The organism is Fructobacillus durionis (genome assembly GCF_900112405.1).
Taxonomy (GTDB): Bacteria; Bacillota; Bacilli; order Lactobacillales; family Lactobacillaceae; genus Fructobacillus; species Fructobacillus durionis.
On record NZ_FOLI01000003.1, the window covers coordinates 23,190 to 45,079 of the forward strand.

At 44.6% G+C, this 21,890-nt stretch carries 18 protein-coding genes and 1 riboswitch; of the genes, 16 read left to right on the forward strand and 2 right to left on the reverse strand.

Going from position 1 to position 21,890, the window contains the following annotated elements:
- Positions 1 to 90: 90 nt before the first annotated feature.
- Positions 91 to 594, reverse strand: coding sequence for an energy coupling factor transporter S component ThiW (thiW, locus tag BMZ93_RS03530; protein ID WP_091502290.1), 504 nt, complete (start codon positions 592 to 594; stop codon positions 91 to 93).
- A gap of 125 nt (positions 595 to 719) precedes the next feature.
- A riboswitch (TPP riboswitch) is annotated at positions 720 to 824 on the reverse strand.
- A 108-nt stretch (positions 825 to 932) separates the two neighbouring features.
- Here thiW and BMZ93_RS03535 point away from each other — a divergent pair.
- Positions 933 to 1,235: a DUF2316 family protein gene (locus BMZ93_RS03535; protein WP_091502292.1), complete on the forward strand. Its 303-nt coding sequence runs from the start codon at positions 933 to 935 to the stop codon at positions 1,233 to 1,235.
- 116 nt (positions 1,236 to 1,351) lie between these two features.
- Entirely contained in the window at positions 1,352 to 1,717 is a 366-nt protein-coding gene (locus BMZ93_RS03540; RefSeq protein ID WP_091502294.1) for a hypothetical protein, read from the forward strand.
- A gap of 51 nt (positions 1,718 to 1,768) precedes the next feature.
- Here BMZ93_RS03540 and BMZ93_RS03545 read toward each other — a convergent pair whose 3' ends face one another.
- Positions 1,769 to 2,761, reverse strand: a complete 993-nt coding sequence (locus BMZ93_RS03545; protein WP_091502296.1) for a sugar transferase — start codon at positions 2,759 to 2,761, stop codon at positions 1,769 to 1,771.
- A gap of 141 nt (positions 2,762 to 2,902) precedes the next feature.
- On the opposite strand from BMZ93_RS03545, the gene BMZ93_RS03550 reads away from it, so the two are divergent.
- The 14 genes from BMZ93_RS03550 to cshA all read left to right on the forward strand — a co-directional run bounded on the left by BMZ93_RS03550 (position 2,903) and on the right by cshA (position 21,836).
- Positions 2,903 to 4,351: an ABC transporter substrate-binding protein/permease gene (locus BMZ93_RS03550; RefSeq protein WP_091502297.1), complete on the forward strand. Its 1,449-nt coding sequence runs from the start codon at positions 2,903 to 2,905 to the stop codon at positions 4,349 to 4,351.
- The gene (locus tag BMZ93_RS03555) at positions 4,348 to 5,097 is read left to right on the forward strand and encodes an amino acid ABC transporter ATP-binding protein (RefSeq protein WP_091502298.1); all 750 of its coding nucleotides are present in this window, start codon (positions 4,348 to 4,350) and stop codon (positions 5,095 to 5,097) included. The genes BMZ93_RS03550 and BMZ93_RS03555 overlap by 4 nt, the downstream gene beginning before the upstream one ends.
- A 71-nt stretch (positions 5,098 to 5,168) precedes the next feature.
- Positions 5,169 to 6,584: an ABC transporter substrate-binding protein/permease gene (locus BMZ93_RS03560; RefSeq protein WP_244269344.1), complete on the forward strand. Its 1,416-nt coding sequence runs from the start codon at positions 5,169 to 5,171 to the stop codon at positions 6,582 to 6,584.
- 57 nt (positions 6,585 to 6,641) lie between these two features.
- Positions 6,642 to 7,688 carry a competence protein CoiA gene (locus BMZ93_RS03565; protein WP_091502300.1) on the forward strand — a complete coding sequence of 349 codons (1,047 nt, stop codon included), beginning with the start codon at positions 6,642 to 6,644 and terminating at the stop codon, positions 7,686 to 7,688.
- 46 nt (positions 7,689 to 7,734) lie between these two features.
- On the forward strand, positions 7,735 to 9,522 hold the full coding sequence (gene pepF / locus BMZ93_RS03570) for an oligoendopeptidase F (RefSeq protein WP_091502301.1): 1,788 nt from the start codon (positions 7,735 to 7,737) through the stop codon (positions 9,520 to 9,522).
- Between the two features lie 32 nt (positions 9,523 to 9,554).
- A complete protein-coding gene (locus BMZ93_RS03575) occupies positions 9,555 to 10,487 on the forward strand; it encodes a phosphoglycerate dehydrogenase (RefSeq protein ID WP_091502302.1) in 933 nt (310 codons plus the stop codon).
- 334 nt (positions 10,488 to 10,821) lie between these two features.
- A complete protein-coding gene (pheS, locus tag BMZ93_RS03580; RefSeq protein WP_091502304.1) occupies positions 10,822 to 11,871 on the forward strand; it encodes a phenylalanine--tRNA ligase subunit alpha in 1,050 nt (349 codons plus the stop codon).
- Positions 11,872 to 11,873: 2 nt separating this feature from the next.
- Complete coding sequence (gene pheT, locus BMZ93_RS03585) at positions 11,874 to 14,333, forward strand: phenylalanine--tRNA ligase subunit beta (protein WP_091502306.1); 2,460 nt, start codon at positions 11,874 to 11,876, stop codon at positions 14,331 to 14,333.
- A 70-nt stretch (positions 14,334 to 14,403) separates the two neighbouring features.
- Positions 14,404 to 15,690: a UDP-N-acetylglucosamine 1-carboxyvinyltransferase gene (locus BMZ93_RS03590; protein ID WP_091502308.1), complete on the forward strand. Its 1,287-nt coding sequence runs from the start codon at positions 14,404 to 14,406 to the stop codon at positions 15,688 to 15,690.
- A 90-nt stretch (positions 15,691 to 15,780) separates the two neighbouring features.
- Entirely contained in the window at positions 15,781 to 16,038 is a 258-nt protein-coding gene (locus tag BMZ93_RS03595) for a type B 50S ribosomal protein L31 (RefSeq protein ID WP_091502310.1), read from the forward strand.
- An 81-nt stretch (positions 16,039 to 16,119) separates the two neighbouring features.
- Positions 16,120 to 17,508, forward strand: coding sequence for a 23S rRNA (uracil(1939)-C(5))-methyltransferase RlmD (gene rlmD / locus BMZ93_RS03600; protein ID WP_091502312.1), 1,389 nt, complete (start codon positions 16,120 to 16,122; stop codon positions 17,506 to 17,508).
- Positions 17,509 to 17,606: 98 nt separating this feature from the next.
- The gene (locus tag BMZ93_RS03605; RefSeq protein ID WP_091502314.1) at positions 17,607 to 18,944 is read left to right on the forward strand and encodes a UDP-N-acetylmuramoyl-tripeptide--D-alanyl-D-alanine ligase; all 1,338 of its coding nucleotides are present in this window, start codon (positions 17,607 to 17,609) and stop codon (positions 18,942 to 18,944) included.
- A 7-nt stretch (positions 18,945 to 18,951) separates the two neighbouring features.
- Positions 18,952 to 20,112 (forward strand): serine hydrolase domain-containing protein, encoded by a 1,161-nt coding sequence (locus tag BMZ93_RS03610; protein ID WP_091502316.1) that lies wholly within the window; start codon positions 18,952 to 18,954, stop codon positions 20,110 to 20,112.
- A 155-nt stretch (positions 20,113 to 20,267) separates the two neighbouring features.
- Positions 20,268 to 21,836 (forward strand): degradosome RNA helicase CshA, encoded by a 1,569-nt coding sequence (gene cshA, locus BMZ93_RS03615; protein WP_091502318.1) that lies wholly within the window; start codon positions 20,268 to 20,270, stop codon positions 21,834 to 21,836.
- Positions 21,837 to 21,890: the final 54 nt, after the last annotated feature.

Consider the following 21,890-nt stretch of genomic DNA (forward strand, 5'->3'; position numbering starts at 1 on the left):
ATAATTTTTTTCATTTTTAGTGATATATGTTAAATGATATTCTTCTTGTTCTACACAAAAAAACGTCTCGGTTACCCGGGACGTTTTTTATTACTTATTAATTTGTTTCTTTAGTCTGTCAAGCAGTTTCGACTTTTTAAGGATTAGCAACAAGGCTAGTCCTAATAAACTTCCTAGTGCTGCTGATGGCAGGAAGAAGGGAATGAGATGACCCCAGTTACCAGCCTTCATGCCGTAAAAGGCAACCATAAATGGATAAGAAAGTAGGGCGCCAAAGACTCCGGAACCGATGGCTTCACCCAGCGCCAGTAGGTAGATATTTTCTGTTTTCTTATAGATATAGCCGGAAAGCAGTGGGCCGACAATGCCGCCAGTAACGGCCATGATGGTCCGGCCGGAGAGCATACGTAAGGAACCGCAGAGTAAAGCAGCGGTCATGCTATACCAGGGTCCTAGTAGGTAAGTGGCCAAAACGTTAACAAAGTGTTGAAAAGGTGCCATGGCGGGGAAGACGACCATGGTATTGAGTACGTAGGCGAGAGCGGCGAGCATGGCAGTGACAATTAGCTTCTTGCTGGAAAGTTTCTTGTTCATTGGAGAACTCCTTTAGATATTTTGTATAAAAACAACAGTGTATTTTTGTACAAATCATGCCGAAAAAGCCTCCTTTCTTCGTTTTGTCCACAAAAAAAGGACGCCTGAAAAAGACGTCCGCATTAAAAGCGTGGAAATAATTCCTACGACGGCATGATCCGTATCAGGTCAATGGGTCGGTAATGGTATTACCCTCTCAGCCCGTCACACGGACTCCCCGAAGAAATATTATAGATAGAAGAGAAGAAATTGTACAGAAAAAGTTGAATTAATTGAAAAGAAGTTTAAAGTAGGTGCAAAAGAATGACGTACTTTTGTTTTTCATTGGGAGGTTCAAAATGTCGTTAAATCCAACAGAACGAGTGAATACAATTCGTGAGTTAAATGAAAACTTTCAACTCTTAGATTGGCCAGTCGAAAAGGTGGCTGAAGCATTACAGACAAGCCCAAAGCATTTAGAAGATGTGCTTCAGTTAAAGACTGCCTTTATTGAAGAACCATGGATTTTAAAAAACTTCTTGGAAAAGCAGCTTTTGGTAGAAGGAAAAAAGCCGGTTGCTTTTAGTAAATTGACGGGAGACCCTAGTCAGTATTGGTTTTTAAATCAAAGTCGCATTGAAGCCGGCCGATTAGCAAAGTAAATAAAAAGAAGTCACGGAGTTGTTGGTTTTAATATGAAAGACCGAAATATTTACAGATAAATCAAGCTATGATAGCATCTTATTATTATATTTTTTGACTATTTGAAAGGAATACTATGGAAAAGAAGCCAAAAAAGAATAATAAGAGTTCGATTGTTTTAGCCTATAGTTCATTTATCCTATTGTTGTTTACTCAAAATCTTGCCTTCCTGCTGGGGACTGTTATTTTCCTGGTTTGTATGCGTCTGCCAGAACGGATTGTTAATATAACAGAATTCTATAAAGAGTTCATGTTTGAAGTATTTCATGTAAGTAAATATCAGGATTATGAAAATACTGAAGTTAATTTCAATTGGATGAACTACCTTTTGGTTGTATTCTTAGTTTTGTTATTCTTTTTTAGTAAATCTTGGTATTTCCTTTTAATGATATTGGTTCCTTTTTTTGATCAAATATTTTGGCTTTATAAAAAAAGAAAGTAATGTCGATTTTTCTTATACAAAAAAAGCAGTTTCCCCTGGGAAACTGCTTTTTTATTTGAAGAAATTTACCACTTTTTCTAGCATGTTTTTTGTGTAGTGACCTTTGCTGACTCTTTCTTGGAATGGCTGCAGATTTTTTTGTATTCTTTGGTATCCGCTTTGGTCAACTTGTCCAAGTTTATTTTCTAATTGATCTAGTGAATCAATGGTGAACCCGATGTTGAACTCTTTAACCAGATTGGCTAAGTATGATTGCGACCAAACGATGAGAGGTAAGCCAGCTTTTAAATAGAGGGAAGCTTTATGTGGTGCGTTGATCTTCGTATAACTTTGAAAATACTTATCGTCATAGTCGGAGTCCCAGAGAAGTCCAAAACCGGAGTGGAAAGCGAGAGCGATTTCGTCCGGTAAAAAAGAGCCGGCCCAATCAACGGCTGGTGGGAGTTCGATTTCTTTCCACTTCTTAGGGCGAGATCCAAAGAGTCGGAGCGCAGGGCCGTCGTAAGTTTGTAGCCAAGGGGCCTTCTGCCAGGTACCGGCGTAGTTAATGACTTTGTCAAATATTGGGTTAGTAGTTGGGGATGGGCCCAGGTAATCAAAAAGGTTGATGGTAACGGCCGGGCTGTGAATACCGTGTGCTTTAAATTGTTCAATCATTTGCTGACTGTGGGCAACAATTAGGTCGGCCCCTTCTGCTAGTTGCCATTCCCAGGCTTTTTGGCGTTCGACGCGGAGGGGTTCAAAGTCGTGAATCAATAAGGTGTATGTAGCACCGCGCTTTTGAACAGCCTCTTGGAACTCCTTTTCAAAGTCCTCTGACATGTAGGTTGGAAATTGGTGAAGAATAATATCGCCGGGTTTTACCTTTTCTAGCATCGTGTCAATTTTGCTACTGCGGATTTCGTCAGAAAAACGAACGTCGTTGTATCGTTCGATGGCTAGTCGCTGCCAGTCGTTTTTGACTGCAATACGTGCTAGGTCGTCTTTTGCCTTTAGAGCGCCAGCGGGCATCCAGGGTTCAATTGTCTGTGTAATGTAATACATGGTTTTTTTCTAATTTTTCTCCAATAAAACTGGAATAAGGACTAGACCGATTGATAAAACGATGTTAGAATATCTAACGTAATTCAGAATCCCTTGTAATTGGCCTGCTAGACTGAAGTTAACAATGCAAGAGGGGTTACCATGAAAAAAGGATTATTAACGGTTTTGGTGGCGCTTTCTGCGCTTTTTGCTGTTTTTGGACTTTCCAAGGAAACAGCAAGTGCCAGTGAGCCAAATTATACCATTACGTCGGATGCAACTTATGCTCCGTTTGACTTTCAGGACAAGAATAATCAATACATCGGTATTGATCAGGATTTGTTAAAGGCTATCGCGAAGGCAGCGGGCTTTACAGTTACTGTTAAGCCAATGGCCTTTAACGCAGCCATGCAGTCAGTTGCTTCATCGCAAGCCGATGGGGTGATTGCTGGTACGACTATTACGAATGAACGTAAGGCTGTCTATGACTTTTCTGACCCTTATTATAAGACAGGAATTGCTTGGGCAACGGCTAAGAATTCAAAGATTAAGTCTTTATCTGACTTAAAAGGTAAGACGGTTGCTTTGAAGACCGGTACTGCCGGTGCCGAATACGCGGAGTCAATCAAGGACCAGTACGGTTTCAAGATTACTTACTTCTCTGATTCTGATACGGTTTACCGCGATGTGATTAATGGTAATTCGGTTGCAACCTTTGCGGATATGCCTGTTTTGCAGTACACCATCAAAAACGGTACTGCCTTGAAGGTTCAAAATTCAAAGGACCCATTTGCTGCGGGTGACTTAGGTTTTGCCGTTAAGAAGGGGCAAAATGCCGAATTGCTAGCCGACTTCAATAAGGGTCTAGCAATCATTAAGAAGAACGGTACTTACGATAAGATTATCAACAAGTACTTGGATGCTAAGGCGGAGACTTTTACGGGTTCTGCTAAGGATAACAGCACGGTTTGGGGAATCTTGAAGACAAACCGTTCGGCCTTCTGGTCTGGTTTGAAGCAAACCATGTACTTGACGGTTGTCGGTATTATCCTCGCTTCCCTTTGGGGCTTGCTGCTTGGTGTGATGGGCGTGTCGAAGAACGCTTTTGTTCGTGGATTGTCCACAACGGTAATTTATATTTTCCGTGGAATGCCAATGCTGGTCTTGGCTTTCTTCCTATATATTGGAATTCCTGCCTTGTTGGGAACAAAGATTTCTGCCTGGTCGGCCGGAATTTTGACTTTGGTATTGAACGAAGGAGCCTATACAGGAGCCTTTGTCCGGGGAGGATTCCAATCAGTTGATTCAGGACAGATGGAAGCTGCCCGTTCATTGGGATTGTCACACGGTCAAGCAATGCGAAAAGTCATTATCCCTCAGGGATTGCGCTTGATGGTGCCATCATTTATTAACCAGTTTATTATTACGTTGAAGGATACGTCATTATTGTCAGCAATTGGAATCCTTGAATTAACACAAACTGGAACGTTGATTGTCACACGTAACTCGCAAGGTTTCCGTGTTTGGGCAATCGTTGCTATGATATACTTGGTTGTAATAACGTTACTGACATGGTTCAGTAACTGGGTTGAAAAAAGGATGAACGCATGAGTGAAGAGAAACAAGTGAAAGTACACGTTGACAAGGTCAACAAGTCATATGGTGATAACCATGTCTTACGCGATATTTCCCTGGACGTCATGGATAACGAAGTGGTCGTAATGATTGGCCCTTCTGGTTCCGGTAAGTCGACGTTCTTGCGAATGCTCAATCTTCTCGAGAAGCCAGACTCTGGTGTTATCGATGTTGATGGACATGATATCTTGGATCCAAAGACGAATATCAATAAGGTTCGCGAAAATATCGGAATGGTTTTCCAGAACTTTAATCTCTTCAATAATTACACGGTTCTTGAAAATATCACCTTGGCCCCTGTTCAATTGGGCAAGATGACAAAGGCCGAAGCCGAAGAAAAGGCAAAGGAATTGCTTGAAACGGTTGGTTTGCCAGACAAGGCGAATGTTTCTGTCAATTCGCTTTCTGGTGGACAAAAGCAACGTGTTGCGATTGCCCGTGCTTTGGCAATGAATCCTGACATCATGCTTTTTGATGAACCAACATCTGCCTTGGATCCAGAAATGGTTGGGGATGTTTTGGAAGTTATGAAGCGTTTGGCTAAGACTGGAATGACGATGGTTATCGTTACCCACGAAATGGGATTTGCCAAGCAAGTTGCCAACCGTGTTGTCTTCTTTGAATCTGGAAAGATTCAAGAATCTGGCACACCAGAACAAATCTTTACTGCACCGAAGAACGAACGTTTGCAAACCTTCTTATCGAAGGTCATGCATGCCTAAGTTCTTCTGATACGAAAATCGAGAGGAATTAGACCATGGTCACTAAACGGTACAAACCGCTGTTGGCTGTAATGGTTGCGTTTTTCCTTGCCATTTTTATGGCTGGAACACGTGCCGATGCAGCCCAGAAGCCTAACTACATCATTTCAACGGATGCGGCATACGCCCCATTTGATTTTCAAGATAAGAATAATCAGTACGTTGGAATCGATATGGACATTCTGAAAGAAGTGGCCAAGCGAAATAATTTCACTTACACATTAAAGCCAATGTCATTTAACGCTGCTGCGCAAATGGTAGCCAACGGACAGGCTGACGGTATCATCGCCGGAATGATGATTAACGATGCTCGTAAACAGGTTTATGATGTATCAGACCCTTACTACCAGTCAGGGGTGGCTTGGATTACTAAGCCAAACTCAAAGATCAAGTCCTTGTCAGACTTGAAGGGCAAGACGGTTGCTTTGAAGACTGGAACTGCTGCAGCCAACTACGGAGCTTCTTTGAAAGATAAGTACGGCTTCAAGGTGAAGTACTTTAACGACACGGATACGATGTATAACGACGTTGTTAACGGAAACACAGCTGCGACTTTTGAAGATTATCCAGTTATCCAATATGCCATTAAAAACGGTATGAAGTTGGAAGTGCGTAACCCAAAGGATTTGGGTAACGGTGGTGGTGTTGGTTTCTTCGTTAAGAAGGGCGAAAACGCCTTGCTCTTGCAGCAGTTCAACACGACTTTGGCTGAAATGAAGAAGGACGGTACTTACGATAAGATTATCAACAAGTACTTGAATTCATCACAGAAGACTTTTGTTGGGGATACTTCAGATAACAACTCCATGTGGGGGATTTTGAAGTCCAACAAGTCCGCCTTTTGGAAGGGCTTGGTTGAAACAGCTAAGTTGACCGTTGCTGGTATCGTCTTGGCTTCCCTTTGGGGATTGTTACTTGGTTTGATGGGAACTGCCCAGTCAAAGTTCTGGCGTGGCCTTTCAACAACGATCATTTACACCTTCCGTGGTTTGCCATTGATGGTTTTGGCCTTCTTTATCTACATCGGTTTGCCTGGTGTGATTGGTATGAAGATTCCAGCCTTTACAGCTGGTTTGCTGACCTTGATTTTGAACGAAGGGGCCTATACGGGTGCCTTTGTTCGCGGAGGGTTCGACTCTGTTAACATTGGCCAAATGGAGGCAGCCCGTTCACTTGGTTTGTCACACCGACAAGCCATGTGGAAGGTTGTTGTTCCTCAAGGTTTGAAGATGACAGTGCCATCCTTTGTTAACCAGTTCATCATCACCTTGAAGGATACGTCAATTTTGTCCGCTATCGGAATTTTGGAATTGACACAAACTGGAACGTTGATTGTTGCTCGTAACTCACAGGGATTCCGAGTTTGGGGTATCATCGCCATCATCTACTTGATTGTGATTACACTTTTGACTTGGTTCTCAAACTGGTTAGAGAAGAAGATTAACTAAATAATTAGTAAAATAAACACCTTACTCGTGTCATTAATCGAGTGAGGTGTTTTTATTATGTTAATTGCAGTAACTATTTCAAATCAATATTGTCTAGCAGAGAATGCTAAGAAAAATGAAATTTATCTTTGCCCAGGTTGCCGGGGACCGGTTCGGTTGAAACAGGGGGAATCAAATGTTGCGCACTTTGCCCATGTTTCCAAAGTCGCCTGTGCAGACTTTTCAGAGGGAGAGTCAGCCGACCATTTGGCTGGTAAGTTAGCCATTTACCATTACTTTAAAGGGCGTGTGCCCGTTCAAGTGGAACCGGTCTTGTCACAGATTGAGCAACGGCCTGATCTGTTGGTGGGGCGCCCGGGGAGCCAAGTAGCCATTGAGTACCAGTGTTCACCAATTTCTCAGGCTGATTTGACCAGGCGCAACGAGGGCTACGCTAAGGCTGGTATTCGCGTTTGGTGGATACTGGGACCAAATTATTATCAAAAGCACTTATCCATGGCGACGATTTGTCGCTTCTGGTTGGCAGGACGCCTCTGGTTTTATCTGCCAGGCGAGAAGAGCAGCTTTGTGCGGGATAGTGATTACTCGAAAGCAGACTTCAAGAAGCGTAGTCAGATAAGAAACTTTTTGTCGGACCCCCTTCACATACGAAGCGGTGCACTACCCAATTGGTCGGCTGTGTTTAACTCTAATGAACTTTCCCAGAGCGTAAAACGGCCCGTTTTAGATATTAAGCGCCAACGGTCAAAGTTGTCCTTACAATTAGCCCGTGAGCAGATTAATCCACAGATTGTTAGCTATCTTTATGAGAGAGGTTACCGGGTTGATCAAGTGCCGGCTATTTGCTTGTTAGGGCAGTCCTTTGGATTGAAAATTCCGAATTGGCAGTACCGCCTAATTGTCTTACTACTTTTTGATAAGGCTGGGGAAAAGGGGCGAACAAAGCAGGACTTATTAAGGAGAATGGCCCGTTATTTTTATCAGAATTATTCGTACCAAACAGAAGTATTGAACGATTATTTGGAAGAACTCCATCAGGGTGGTTTCCTGATTATTCAAAGTGAGAAAATTTTCATAAAAACCCCTCCTCCATATAAAGAATAAGGGCGTCTTATGGTAAACTGGAGAAAAGTAGAAAAAGGGAGTCGACATGGCACAAATCACACGTGAAGAATTACCAGAAGAGTTGACATGGGACCTTTCGACGGTCTTTGAGTCGGACGAAGCATATCGGGCAGCCTTTGATAAATTGCAAGATGAATTGCCAAAGTTGGCTGAATTCCAGGGACACTTAGCAGATTCAGCTGACATCCTCTTGGCCGGTTTGCAAGAGGATTTGCGAATCGAACGAGCCTTCGAAAAGCTCTTTGTATACGCCCATCAAAAATTTGATCAGGACACGGCTAATGCCACGTACGCGGGGATGAACGCGCAGGTACAAGATTTGCTTGCCCAGGTGTCTGCGGTCACTGCCTTTTTCCAACCAGAAGTTTTGGCAATGGATGAAAAGACATTGTCAGAATATTTACAAAACCCTGAATTGCAGGCTTACAAGCATTTCTTTGACGTTCTTTTGTCAGAAAAGGCCCACACTTTGCCAGCGGAGCAAGAAGCACTTTTGGCTGGCGCTTCGACGGTAATGTCTTCTGCTGAACAGACTTTCTCGGTTTTGGATAATGCGGACATCGACTTTGGCGATGTGATGACTGAAGACGGCGACATTCAGGAATTGACGAATGGTTTGTACGCCATTATGTTGCGTTCGAAGAATCCTGCTCAACGTCAGGAAGCCTTCCAGTCTTTGTATGACGCTTACATGCAGTTGCAGAATACCTTTGCTTCAACACTTTCGGCAACGGTTAAAAAGCACAATTTCTTAGCTAAGGTCCGTCATTATCAGTCAGCACAGGAAGCGGCGGTTTCTTCTAACCAAATCCCAGTTGCGGTGTACCGGACTTTGGAAGAAAAGGTGGACGCTAACCTTGATTTGCTGCATCGCTACGTTGCCTTGCGTAAGCAGGTTTTGAAGGCAGAAGAACTGCACAATTATGATTTGTATGTCTCACTGGTTGATGACGTAGACTTCCCCGTGACCTATGAAAAGGCGCAAGAAATTGCATTGGCAGCTCTTGCACCACTTGGTGAAGACTACCTAGCCATTGTGAAGAAGGCCTTTTCAGAACGTTGGATTGACGTTGTGGAAAACAAGGGGAAGCGTTCCGGTGCCTATTCTGGTGGAGCCTATGATACAAACCCATACATTCTGTTGAACTGGCAGGATACTTTGGACAACGTTTATACATTGGTACACGAAATGGGCCACACAGTTCATTCTTACTTAACCCGTCATAACCAGCCTTACCATTATGGCGACTATCCAATCTTCTTAGCTGAGATTGCCTCAACGACGAATGAAAGTTTATTGACGGATTACCTTTTGAAGCAAACGGATGACGATAAGGTTAAGGCTTTCATCTTGAATCAGTACTTGGATGGCTTCAAGGGAACGGTCTTCCGTCAAACACAGTTTGCTGAATTTGAAGCATGGATCCATGAACAAGATGCAGCAGGTCAACCTTTGACTGCCGAAGTAATGGCGGATTTCTATGGTAATTTGAACCAGAAGTTCTACGGACCTGATGTTATCGCTGATCCTGAAATTGCCTTTGAATGGACGCGTATTCCTCACTTCTATTACAACTTCTATGTTTACCAGTACGCGACTGGTGAAGCAGCGGCCACGACCTTAGCGCAGGGAATCTTGGAACGAGGACAGGCGGAATCCTATAAGGATTATTTGAAGGCTGGTTCTTCTGAAAATCCATTGGATGTAATGCGTAAGGCGGGCGTCGACATGGAAGAGGGCGACTACCTGGATTCAGCATTCAAGGTCTTCGAGAGCCGTTTGGACCAATTGGAAGAGCTTTTAAAAAAGTAAGCTTTATTGAATAAAAAGAAAAGGAAGTTATCATGACAGAAAAAGTTTTGGTTTTTGACGGTATTGATCAGCACGCTATCGATATCATGGAAAATGCTGGGTACGAAGTGATTTCAAATCCACAGGCATCAGATAATGATTTCGCCGGTTCTGACGACATCGTTGGAATCTTGTTGATGATGTACCCAATTGATGGGGCCATCATGGACCGCTACCCAAACTTGAAGGTAATCGCTCGTCACGGTGTTGGTTATGACAACGTGGATTTGGAAGCCGCTAAGGAACGTAACATCGTTGTGTCCAACACGCCGGGTGCCAATGCAACGGCCGTTGCGGAAACAGCTGTTACTTTGATGATGATGGCAGGTCGCCTTTTCGATACTGACAAGCGCGGTATTACGGACGAACGTGCCAAGACGTATGCTAAGAGCCACCGCGGTGTTGAAGTATCGGGCAAGACGGTTGGTATCTTGGGATTCGGACACATTGGTCGTACAATTGCCGAATTGTTGACTGGCTTTGGTGTGAATGTTTTGGCCTATGCACGTCACGATAAGGATGTGCCAAACGGTCGCATGGCTTCGCTTGATGAAATCTTTGAACAATCCGACTTTGTTGTATCAACTTTGCCAGCAACGCCAGCAACCACTAAGATGGTTGGGGAAACTGCCTTTAAGAAGATGAAGCAGTCAGCTGTTTTGGTCAACGTTGGTCGTGGACCGGTTGTTGACGAAAAGGCTTTGATTATCGCCTTGAAGGCCGGCGAAATTGCAGCAGCTGGATTGGATGTTGTTGAACAAGAACCAATCTCAGCTGATAACGAATTGCTCGCCTTGGAAAACACTTACGTGCTTCCTCACGTGGCTGGTAATTCACAAGAAGCCTTCCAAACAATTGGTGAAACGGCAGCAAAGGATATCCTGTCTGTTGTAACTGGTAAGGGAAGCCAAAACCAAGTGAACTAATTAAAAGGTCCTTCACGTTGTGGAAGGACTTTTTTATTTGTGGGAAGAGGAGCCGTGCTAGTTTCTCTTCATAATTTTTGGTATACTGTATGTGAAATACAGGACCTAGTAGAGTTGAATTAGCTGCTTAGCGAGCGGGGATAGTGAAAGCCCGTCAGTTGAACAATTTGAATTTCAGTCTGAAGTAACTTGACTTAATCGTCAACGGTGACCGCCGATACCGGTTTCAAGAGCTAGCGCTTTGCTAGAAATTGGGTGGTACCGCGGCATTCGTGACGTCCCTTGGCATCGAAAGATGACAGGGGATTTTTTATTTGGATAAAAGAGGGACAAGATGACATTAGTTGAAGAACTACAAGGCTTCTTAAAGGAAGCCTCAGCCGAATTGGCGAAGAAGGACGTTGATGTCGAGGCCGTTCGTGTGACTTTCCTTGGTAAGAAGGGAAAGATTACCGGCGCTTTGAAGTCAATGAAGGACTTGGCGGTTGATCAAAAGAAGGAAGTCGGACAGGTGGGAAACCAGGTCCGTACGGCCATTCAAGCAAAGATTGAAGAAAAGAAGGCTGCGCAAGCTGCTCAGGCTTTGGAAGAAAAGCTAGCAGCCGAAACCCTTGATGTGACTTTGCCTGGTGCAAAGCCAAAGATTGGGGCGCCACACGTCTTGCAGCAAATTATTGACGAAATCGAGACGCATTTCTTGGGCCTTGGTTATCAAATTATCGATGATCCAGTGGATTCACCTGAAGTGGAAACGGACGAATACAACTTCGAACGCGAAAACTTGCCAAAGGATCACCCAGCACGTGATATGCAGGATACTTTCTATATCACACCTGAAATTTTGCTTCGTACGCAAACGTCACCGGTTCAATCTCGCGTGATGGAAAAACATGACTTTTCAAAGGGCCCATTGAAGATGATTGCCCCTGGAAAAGTCTATCGTCGTGATACCGATGATGCGACCCACTCCCACCAGTTCCACCAAGTGGAAGGATTGGTTGTTGGTAAGAACATTACCATGGCTGATTTGAAGGGAACTTTGCTATCAATCATGCAGGAACTCTTTGGTGAAAAGCACCAAATTCGTCTGCGTCCTTCTTACTTCCCATTTACGGAGCCATCTGTTGAAGTTGATGTGTCATGGGATGAAGTCACTCCCGATACAAAGCCTGAAGACATTAAGTGGATCGAAGTCTTGGGTGCGGGTATGACCCATCCAAACGTTTTGAAGATGGATGGGATTGACCCAGAAGAGTACACGGCCTTTGCCTTCGGATTGGGACCTGACCGTTTTGCTATGTTGAAGTACGGCGTAGAAGACATCCGTCAGTTCTATCTAAACGACACACGTTTCTTAGAGCAGTTTAACGAGCGAGGTAACTAATCATGAAGACAAATTTGAAATGGTTGAACGAATATTTGACGCCAGGTTTGGATTTGAGCGAACAGGCCGTTTTGGACCTCGCCCAACAAATTGAATTAACGGCTGTCGAAGTCGAAGAAGTTGGCCAAGCGGCAGCTAAGCAAGATGGCTTGGTTGTGGTCCGTGTCGAAGAAGTAAAGGACCATGCCAATTCAGATCACTTGCACATTACGCAAGTATTTGATGGTAAGGAGACTTTCCAGGTTGTTACCGGAGCGCCTAACGTGGCGGAGGGGCAATTAGTCATTTTGGCTAGCGTCGGCTCACACATTATTGACCGTGAATCCGGTGAATTGGTTAAGATTCACAAGGCGAAGCTCCGTGGTGAAGTATCCTACGGAATGTTGTCAGCCTTGCAAGAAGTTGGCCTTCCCGATGCCGTTTGCCCAACACCAATTGAAGATGGAATTTACGTCTTTGATGCAAACTCTGGTGTAAAGCCTGGGGATGATGCTTTGGAAGTTCTTGGCTTGAAGGATCCAATGATTGATACTGATTTGACACCTAACCGTGCTGATTTGCTGTCATTGCGTGGGATGGCCTATGAACTAGCTGCCATGACTGGCCAAAATGTTCATGAAGTGGCTGAAAGCGGAGCAAAGGAAGCAGCTTTCTTGGCTGATGACCAAATTTCTGCTGCCATTGATAGCCCTGCCTTGGCTACTGGTATTGCCATGTCCGTTGTCAACGGTGTGACTGTTGCTCCAAGCCCACTGTCTATGCAAAGCCGCTTGTGGACCTCTGGTATTAAGCCAGTAAACAACGTCTTGGACGCCATGCACTACTGGTTGCTAGTCTCTGGTCAGCCATTGGCTGCCTTCGACATGGATAAGTTGGCCGATAAAGTCATTCGCGTCCGCTTGGCCGAAGAAGGTGAAGTGCTTGGACAAGGGGATGGCGAAGAAGCCATTGCCCTCCGTGCTGGAAAAGACATTGTTTTGGTAGCTGGTAAGCAAATCATTGCTTTGGCAGGAATTGCTGCCGACCCAGCCTTTGAAGTGAACGAAGCAACAAAGAATGTTTTACTTGTCGCTGGACAATACAACCCAAGTGCTATTCGACAGGCAGCTCGCCGTCACGCCTTGCGTTCAGAATCATCCTTCCGTTTGGAACGTGGCATTGACTTGTCAAATACTAAGGATGCTTTGGCTTCAGCAGCGAATGCTGTGGCAAAGAATGCCAAGGGTGAACTAGCTAAGGGACAGGCTGTTGATGGATTTGAAAACAGTGAACCCGTTGTGATTAAGACAACGGTGGCACGAATTAACCAAGTTTTGGGTACGACTTTGTCAAACGAAACAGTGGTTGAATTGCTTGAAAAGTTAGCGTTGACCGTAGCTAATAAGGACGGCCAATTGACGGTTACCATTCCTGGTCGCCGAACTGATTTGACTATTCCAGCCGACTTGGTTGAAGAAGTTGGTCGCCTTTACGGTTACGACAACTTGCCAACGGCTTTGATTGATGGTCAGTCAACGGCGGGTGATTTAACAGCACGTCAAAAGAAGATTCGTGCCTCACGTAAGATTATGCAGGCTTTGGGATTTGACCAAGCCATTTCTTACGCCTTGATGACGCCTGAAAAGGCAACGGCCTTCAACATGGTTGGTCAGCACCCGGTTTTGTCATTGGATTACCCAATGTCTTCTGATCGGACAACTGCTCGTCAAAACTTGATTTCAGGTTTGATTGATGATGTCGCTTATAACGTTGCACGTTCGGTTAAAAACATTGCCTTATACGAACAGGGCCGTGTCTTCTTGAATGACAATGCTGCGGTTCAACCAATTGAAGAGGAACACATTGCCGGTGTCCTTGTTGGTTCAATTGCTGAATCAACTTGGCAGTCTGATGAAAAGGAACGCGAAGTTGACTTTTACGCCATGAAGGGCCGGGTTGAAAGTTACTTGGCTAATATTGGCATTGAGCATGTGACCTTCAAGAAGGCTGAAAACATGCAAAACATGCACCCTGGACAGACGGCCGATATTTATTCAGGTGGTATCTACTTGGGATATATTGGACAGGTACACCCTGAATTTGTTGCCAAGCAAAAGCTACCAGCCATTTTTGCCTTTGAATTGAACTTGGAAGAAATTATTCGCTTGGCAAAGCGTGATAATGCTTACCAACCAATTTCACGTTACCCTCAAATTACTCGCGATTTGGCTATCTTGGTTGACCAGGATGTGACGAACCAAATGGTGCTTGATACCATCTGGGAAACGGCTGGCAAGTATTTGAAGGATGTTTCCTTCTTTGACTTGTACACTGGACAGGGAACGCCGGAAGGTAAGAAGTCTTTGGCTTATCAATTAACTTACCAAGATCAAGAAAATACGCTGGTTGAAGAACACGTTGCAAAGGACTTTGACAAGGTTACAAAGGCTTTGGAAGAGAAATTGGCGGCTGAGATTCGTTAATATCATTTGTAAGCTGACCATAAACCCCGTATAATCGAGGTAAAACGATAGCTAAGTAGGAATTCGCCTCATGGCAAAAATTATTATTAACGGTGGCCACAAAGTCTCTGGTCAAGTGACTATTGGTGGTGCCAAAAACTCAACAGTAGCCCTAATTCCAGCAGCCATTCTAGCTGATACACCGGTTCACTTTGATAACGTGCCACAAATTTTGGACGTTAAAAACTTACAATATATTTTAGCCGCCATGAATGTTCATTCAAACTTTCATGATGGCGACCTAGAAATTGACCCAACAACCATTAAGGAAGCACCACTTCCTGCAACGGCCATTAAGTCCTTGCGTGCCTCATACTACTTCATGGGCGCATTGCTTGGCCGTTTCGGTCGTGCAACAGTGACTTTCCCAGGTGGCGATAACTTGGGATCTCGTCCTATTGATCAACACATTAAGGGCTTTGAAGCCCTTGGTGCAAAGGTTACGGAAAAAGACGATGTTATTAACATCGATGCCACTGAAAACGGCTTGGTCGGTGCACGCATTGCCTTGGACACGGTATCAGTTGGTGCTACGATTAACATCATTTTGGCAGCAGTTCGTGCTCAGGGTCAGACCATTATCGAAAACGTGGCCAAAGAGCCTGAAATTATCGATATTGCAACCTTCTTGAACAACATGGGTGCTAACATCCGTGGTGCTGGTACAGATACAATCCGTATTACTGGTGTTGATTCATTGAAGGCGCAAAATACGCACACGGTTATTCCAGATCGTATTGAAGCCGGAACTTACATGTCAATGGCCGCTGCCTATGGTGACGGTGTGACGGTTCAAAACGTTATTCCTGAACACTTGGAGTCATACACTTCAAAGTTGATTGAAATGGGCGTTGATATGACCATCGGGGAAGATTCCATTTACATTGGACCTTCCCGTGCTTTGAAGCCTGTTCAAATTAAGACAATGCCTTACCCAGGTTTTGCCACAGACTTGCAACAGCCAATCACGCCTTTGCTATTCTTAGCAGACGGCGAGTCAACAATCATTGAAACGATTTATCCAAAGCGTATTCGTCACATTGCCGAATTGCGTCGAATGGGCGCTGATGTCGCCTCATTGAACCCAGGTGAAATTAAGGTGAACCATTCCGAACGCTTGGTTGGAACAACGGTTGAAGCCGCGGAAATCCGAGCAGGTGCTGCTTTGGTTATTGCAGCGATTATGGCTGATGGACAAACCGTCATTGATAACGCGTCACACATTTTGCGTGGCTACGACCGCTTGGCTGAAAAGCTTCGCGGCCTAGGCGTTGACCTGACAATTGAAGGCGTTGATTTAATCAATTTAATGCCATAAGTTCTTGTCAAAAAGTAGTTAACATGCTACACTAATACAGTTAATAACTGACTCTGGCTATGAATAGTCAGGGCGCTAAGGAGATCAATCATGAAAGCAAACATCCACCCAAACTACCGTCCAGTTGTCTTCATCGACGCTGCTACTGGTAAGAAGTTCTTGTCAGCTTCAACTGTTGAAACTGAAACAACTGTTGAATTTGATGGTCAAGAATACCCATCAGTACGTATGGATATCACGTCAGACTCACACCCATTCTACACTGGTAAGCAGAAGTTTACTCAGGCTGATGGTGCCGTTGACAAGTTTAACAAGAAGTTTGCTAACTTCGGTTTCAAGAACAAGTAAGTTTTTGAACGAAAAGCGCCCACCTCGGTGGACGCTTTTTCTTTTTCAAGTTTCGTCATAATGTCTTAGTTAGGAGTAACCATGGCAAAGACCACACCGCCTGTAAAACTAAATGAACGAGTTCAGTTAACGATTGCTAAGATACGTCAAAATGGGATGGGCTTAGCCTGGGCTGATGAAAAAGAACAGTACCCTGTCTACTTGGCCGATGCCATGTTAGGCGAAGTGGTAGAGGCTGAAATTATCCAAGTTGATAAGTTGTCGGCCTATGGGCGGATTGTTTCCTGGGTAGAAAAGAATCCTGAACGAATTGATGCTGATCGTGCTTACTTGTTAGAGGCGGGAACGGCCCCTTTAGTAAACTGGGCCTATCCAGCGCAAAAGGCTTGGAAGCAATCGCTTGTTAAAGAGAACTTCGCTTCGGCCGGACTAGCTATTCAAGTGGCTGAACCGGTTACGATGGATGAGAAGGTTCCTTCCTACTATCGTAATAAAACGGTTGTGCCGGTTAAATGGCAGGATGGAAAACTTCTTTCTGGTTTTTACCAACGTGGAACCCATCAATTGGTGCCAATGGAAGACTACTTTGTGAATAACAAACGCTTGGACGAAGTGATTGTGATTGTTCGGAATATTTTGGAGCGATTAAAGGTTTCTGCCTATGACCCCGATACAGAAGAAGGGGCCATTCGCTACATTATGGTGCGACGGGGCTACTATTCAAAACAGTTGATGGTGGTTTTGGTGTCAAACGAAACGACTTTACCAAAAGAAGAGAAAGTCGTGGAAGAAATTGTGGCGGCTTTGCCGGACCTAACTTCTCTGATTTTGAATAAGGCACCTAAGAAGGATTATGTCCAGCTGTCGGCAGATAATGAAACCCTATACGGAAAGAGTCAGATTGAAGACTCCCTCTTGGGAAAGCGGTTCTTAATTGGACCAAACTCTTTCTACCAGGTGAATCCCGTGATGACTGAAAAACTCTATCAGACAGCGGCGGACTTAGCCAACTTGAAGGAAACGGATCTCGTGGTTGATGCATACGCCGGTATTGGAACAATTGGAATGTCGGTAGCAGACCGAGTGAAGAAAGTCATCGGGGTCGAAGTGGTGCCCGGTGCGGTGGCGGATGCTCAGAAAAACCTAGCATTGAATGGCATTGAAAACGCGAGCTACATCTTAAAGGATGCCCCCGAACAATTTTTGGAATGGGAAGCAGAAGGCGTACGCCCTGACGTTGTCTTCGTTGATCCACCCCGCCGTGGTTTAACCCCTGAATTGATTGAGAAAACGGCTTTAATGGGGCCTGACCGTGTGGTGTATGTTTCATGTAATCCGTTAACGGCAGCCCGTGATTGTGCCCTCTTTCAAGAAGTGGGGTACGATATTACCGGACCGGTTGTGCCGGTTGACCAATTCCCACAAACCGCTCACATTGAAACGGTAACGGTCCTTCAAAAAAAGCGGTAAAATAAAGACGGTTTTTAACTGAATCATTTCGTTGGATGTGTTTTATAAAAACAGAGTTTCAATCGAGTTTTTACTTAATCAAGTCAAAGGATAATTTCATGAAGTTAACTTTATCAGAGGTTCAAAAAGCAACAAAGGGAAGCTTGCAAGGAGAAGAAAGCACAACAATTACTGGTGTTTCTTTTGATTCTAGGCAGGTAAAAGAAGGCGACCTTTTCATTGCCCTTGTTGGTGAAAATGATGGCCATGACTACATCCAAATGGCGATGGACAAAGGGGCGAAAGCGGTCTTAGCCCAAGAAGAACACGTGCTACCAGGTGATGTACCTGCTGTGATTGTGCAAGATACCCTAGCTGGTTTGCAAAAATTGAGCCAGTACTACCTCGAACTGGTTAAGCCAACGGTCATTGCCATTACTGGCTCAAACGGTAAGACCACGACCAAGGATATGACGGCGGCAATTTTGTCTCGGAAGTTTAAGACTTTTAAGACACCTGAAAACTTTAACAATGAAATTGGATTACCAGTGACCATTCTGTCCATGCCGAAAGACACCGAAATGCTTGTGTTGGAAATGGGAATGGATCGTCCTGGTCAGTTGACCGCTTTGTCTAACTTGGCCAAGCCTGACATTGCTGTCATTACCATGATTGGGGAAGCCCACCTGGAATTCTTTAAGACCCGCGCCAACATTGCCAAAGCAAAGTTGGAAATTGCCAACGGTTTGAAAAAAGACGGGCTCTTCTTCATCCCAGCGGATGAACCACTGCTGACGGAAGCAAAAAACTTACCAGCTAACACGAAGACTTTTGGCCCTGTACCAGCAGATATTCAAGAATCGTTGCATGAAACGTCATGGACAGAACAGGGGCAAGCATTTGCAATTCCAATGCTTGGTCGTTATAATGTTAAGAATGCAGAAGCAGCGATTATGGTTGGTCAAGCACTGGGCTTAGACCTCAAGACCATGGCAAGTGCTTTGGCACATTTTGATTTAACGAAGAATCGAACAGAAATTTTGACCGCCACGAGTGGCGCTCAGTTAATCTCAGACGTTTACAATGCCAACCCAACGGCCACAAAGGAAGTATTAGCTTCCTTGGCAAAGGATAGCGCAAGACGACCTATTCTTGTGCTTGGTGACATGTTGGAATTGGGCGAGCAAGGACCAGCTTTACATGCCAGCTTAGCCGATGCTGTTTTGAAAGCCCGGCCAAAGCAGGTTAACCTAGTTGGACCACTTATGGTTGAAAACTTGGCACCGGCTCTTGAAAAGGCTGATCAGCAATTGGACTTACACACTTACCAGGCTGATCAACTGGACCAGCTTGGTCAAGATTTGCAAAATGAATTAACTAAGGATGATCTTGTATTCTTAAAGGCTTCCCATGGAATTCATTTAGAAAAAGTCCTGGCGACTTTAACGGGAAAGTAGGAAGAGCATGCTGAAACGAACTGACCTATTTCCCGCGAGGGTGAAGGTTAGCTGGACGAAGCAACCCTTGTTTTATGTTTTTGCCATTTTAGCCCTGATTGTTTTAGTCATTGTAACTGTCGTGTTTTCTTCTAAAAAAGAAGATAAGCACATCGTGAACAAGGCTACAGCTGCAACTTCGGTTAACCTTGAGAAAAAGGTCAATCCAAAGGAAAAGGTTGCGACTAAACTTGATCAGTCTTTAACTGGCGCTCATTTTTCTGGAACAGCCTTAGTCGTCAAAGACGGGAAAGTCCTTCTTCATAAGGGCTATGGTAAGGCAAACGTTCAAAAGGAAAAATGGAATGGTCCGACAACGACTTTTCCGGTAGCTTCGACGGCTAAAATTTTAACTGCAATTTTAATTGGACAACAGGTTGATGCTGGAAAGCTCAAGTATGACACGAAGCTTTCTGACTTTTATCCCGGGGTACAAAATGCGGACCGAATTACGGTTCGAGACCTTTTGACCATGACCTCTGGCTTGAAACAGAGTAAGCAGCCGGATAGCTATACTGATGATATGGCAAACGTGGACTTCTCGGCAGCCAACGCTGAAAGTTCTGGTGGTGTTATTGGAACGGGGGATGGTTGGTCTTACCAGCCAATTAATTACCGGCTCCTTGCTGGTATCTTGATGAAGGTGACTGGTAAGTCCTATCAAGAATTAGCGGAGCAGACTTTTAATAAGAAGGCGAAATTAGGAATTCTTTATTATCCAGCCTTTAAGAAGGCGAATAATCTAGCCAATGCTTATCAAGTTGGCACGGAGAGTGAACGAGACGTGACTACTGTTGAGTACCAACGAGAAACTGGTACTGGAAACGTTTCGATGACGACCGGTCAGCTCTATCAGTTATACCGTGATTTCTTTGATAATAAGTTTGTAAAGAATCATAAAGACCTGCTTAAGCAACACCTTCCGGCACACTATGCTTCAGGATTGTACGGTTATGGCTCGATATACGAGGGCCACGGTATTTTTTCTGGGTATGAATCAAATGTTGTTCTTTCTAAAAATGGGAAAAACGCTGTTATCTTGCTTTCTAACCAGTACGATAATGAACATTCTGTTCAAAAAATTGGTCAACAATTCTTCACAGAGTTGACCGGGGAAGCGGCCCCATAATGTCGCATGTGTAGCGCTTTTTAGCGGTACCAATTGAGTCAGCCCAGCTAGACTATAAACCGCTCGGCCTTTTAAACGCGCAGGAAGCGCGTTATCATAGATGTAGACCAATTTGGTCTTAGAGCGCGCTTTTTGTGCTTTTAAAGGAGAAAATTTTGAAGTTTGAAGAACTCGGCTTGTCGCAAGCCATTTTGCAGTCTATCGCCGCCCACGGATACGTGGAAGCAACGCCAATTCAGGAAAAGACGATTCCATTGACTTTGGCTGGTAAGGACGTTATTGGTCAAGCTCAAACTGGAACTGGTAAGACAGCTGCCTTTGGTTTGCCAATTTTGGAACACATTGATTTGGATAACCCAAACATTCAAGCGGTTATCATTTCCCCAACGCGTGAATTAGCCATCCAAACGGCTGATGAATTGAAGAAGTTGGGATCAGACAAGCACGTTAACGTGCAAGTGGTCTTTGGTGGATCAGACATCCGCCGTCAGATTCAAGGCTTGAAGTCAAAGCCACAGATTTTGGTTGGAACACCTGGTCGTTTACTTGACCACATCAACCGTAAGACTGCTAAGTTGGATAAGGTTCAGACTTTGGTTTTGGATGAAGCCGACGAAATGTTGAACATGGGATTCTTGGACGACATCGAAGCAATTATTGCTAAGGTAAATCCTGATCGCCAGACTTTGCTCTTCTCAGCAACGATGCCTGAATCAATCCGCCGTATCGGGGTGAAGTTTATGACGAACCCTGAAATGGTTAAGATTGAAGCAAAGCAATTGACGACTGACTTGGTTGAACAATTCTTTATTCGCTGCCGTCACGAAGAAAAGTTTGATGCTTTGACTCGCACGATTGATATTCAAGAACCTTTCTTGGGTATTGTCTTTGGACGTACAAAGCGTCGTGTTGAAGAATTAGCACGTGGATTGGAAGCGCGTGGTTACCGCGCTGCTGGTTTGCACGGTGATTTGACTCAGCAAATGCGTTCACGTGTCTTGGATCAGTTCAAGAAACACGAAATCAACTTGTTGGTTGCAACTGATGTTGCTGCCCGTGGTTTGGACGTGAAGGATGTTTCTCACGTTTATAACTTTGATATTCCACAAGATCCAGAATCATACGTTCACCGTATCGGACGTACTGGTCGTGCCGGTGCTACGGGTACTTCTGTTACCTTGGTTGCGCCAAACGAAATGGACTACTTGCGTGCCATCGAAGATTTGACGAAGAAGCGCATGACACCATTGCAACCTGCTACTTTGCAGGAAGCTCGTTTGGGACGTATTAACGGCTCACTCGACGAAACAGCCGCTTTGATGGGCAAGGTTAAGCCAGAAGAAATGCAAGCACAGGTTGCAGCATTGATGAGTCAGTTCACACCAGAACAATTGGCTGCTGGTTTGTTGGCATCCGTTGCCGGATTGGAAAAGCAAAACGCCCCTGTGACATTGTCACGCGAACGTCCATTGCCACGCCGTAAGGGTGGTAAGGGCGGCTCACGCGGAGGTTACCGTGGTGGAAACCGTCGTGGTAACGGTGGTGGATACCGTGGACACCGTGATGGCGATCGTCGTGGAAATGGTGGCGGAGGCTACCGTGGCCGTGGAAATGGCGAACGTCGTGGTAACGGTGGTGGTTACAAGGGTAACAACCATGGTGGCGAACGTCGCGGAAACGGTCAAGGCCGTAAGCGTGACTTTACCGTCCGTGAAAAGGGTTAAGCCATTATAATTTAAGGTATAAAACTTATAAAACCGTCTGTTATCAGACGGTTT

Coding starts and splice junctions, on each gene's coding strand:
- BMZ93_RS03595 (WP_091502310.1), top strand. CDS start 15,781: ATGAAAGCAAACATCCACCCAAACTACCGTCCAGTTGTCTTCATCGAC.
- BMZ93_RS03550 (WP_091502297.1), top strand. CDS start 2,903: ATGAAAAAAGGATTATTAACGGTTTTGGTGGCGCTTTCTGCGCTTTTT.
- BMZ93_RS03535 (WP_091502292.1), top strand. CDS start 933: ATGTCGTTAAATCCAACAGAACGAGTGAATACAATTCGTGAGTTAAAT.
- BMZ93_RS03540 (WP_091502294.1), top strand. CDS start 1,352: ATGGAAAAGAAGCCAAAAAAGAATAATAAGAGTTCGATTGTTTTAGCC.
- BMZ93_RS03555 (WP_091502298.1), top strand. CDS start 4,348: ATGAGTGAAGAGAAACAAGTGAAAGTACACGTTGACAAGGTCAACAAG.
- thiW (WP_091502290.1), bottom strand. CDS start 594: ATGAACAAGAAACTTTCCAGCAAGAAGCTAATTGTCACTGCCATGCTC.
- BMZ93_RS03560 (WP_244269344.1), top strand. CDS start 5,169: ATGGTTGCGTTTTTCCTTGCCATTTTTATGGCTGGAACACGTGCCGAT.
- BMZ93_RS03545 (WP_091502296.1), bottom strand. CDS start 2,761: ATGTATTACATTACACAGACAATTGAACCCTGGATGCCCGCTGGCGCT.
- BMZ93_RS03605 (WP_091502314.1), top strand. CDS start 17,607: ATGAAGTTAACTTTATCAGAGGTTCAAAAAGCAACAAAGGGAAGCTTG.
- pepF (WP_091502301.1), top strand. CDS start 7,735: ATGGCACAAATCACACGTGAAGAATTACCAGAAGAGTTGACATGGGAC.
- BMZ93_RS03565 (WP_091502300.1), top strand. CDS start 6,642: ATGTTAATTGCAGTAACTATTTCAAATCAATATTGTCTAGCAGAGAAT.
- pheT (WP_091502306.1), top strand. CDS start 11,874: ATGAAGACAAATTTGAAATGGTTGAACGAATATTTGACGCCAGGTTTG.
- BMZ93_RS03610 (WP_091502316.1), top strand. CDS start 18,952: ATGCTGAAACGAACTGACCTATTTCCCGCGAGGGTGAAGGTTAGCTGG.
- BMZ93_RS03575 (WP_091502302.1), top strand. CDS start 9,555: ATGACAGAAAAAGTTTTGGTTTTTGACGGTATTGATCAGCACGCTATC.
- pheS (WP_091502304.1), top strand. CDS start 10,822: ATGACATTAGTTGAAGAACTACAAGGCTTCTTAAAGGAAGCCTCAGCC.
- BMZ93_RS03590 (WP_091502308.1), top strand. CDS start 14,404: ATGGCAAAAATTATTATTAACGGTGGCCACAAAGTCTCTGGTCAAGTG.
- rlmD (WP_091502312.1), top strand. CDS start 16,120: ATGGCAAAGACCACACCGCCTGTAAAACTAAATGAACGAGTTCAGTTA.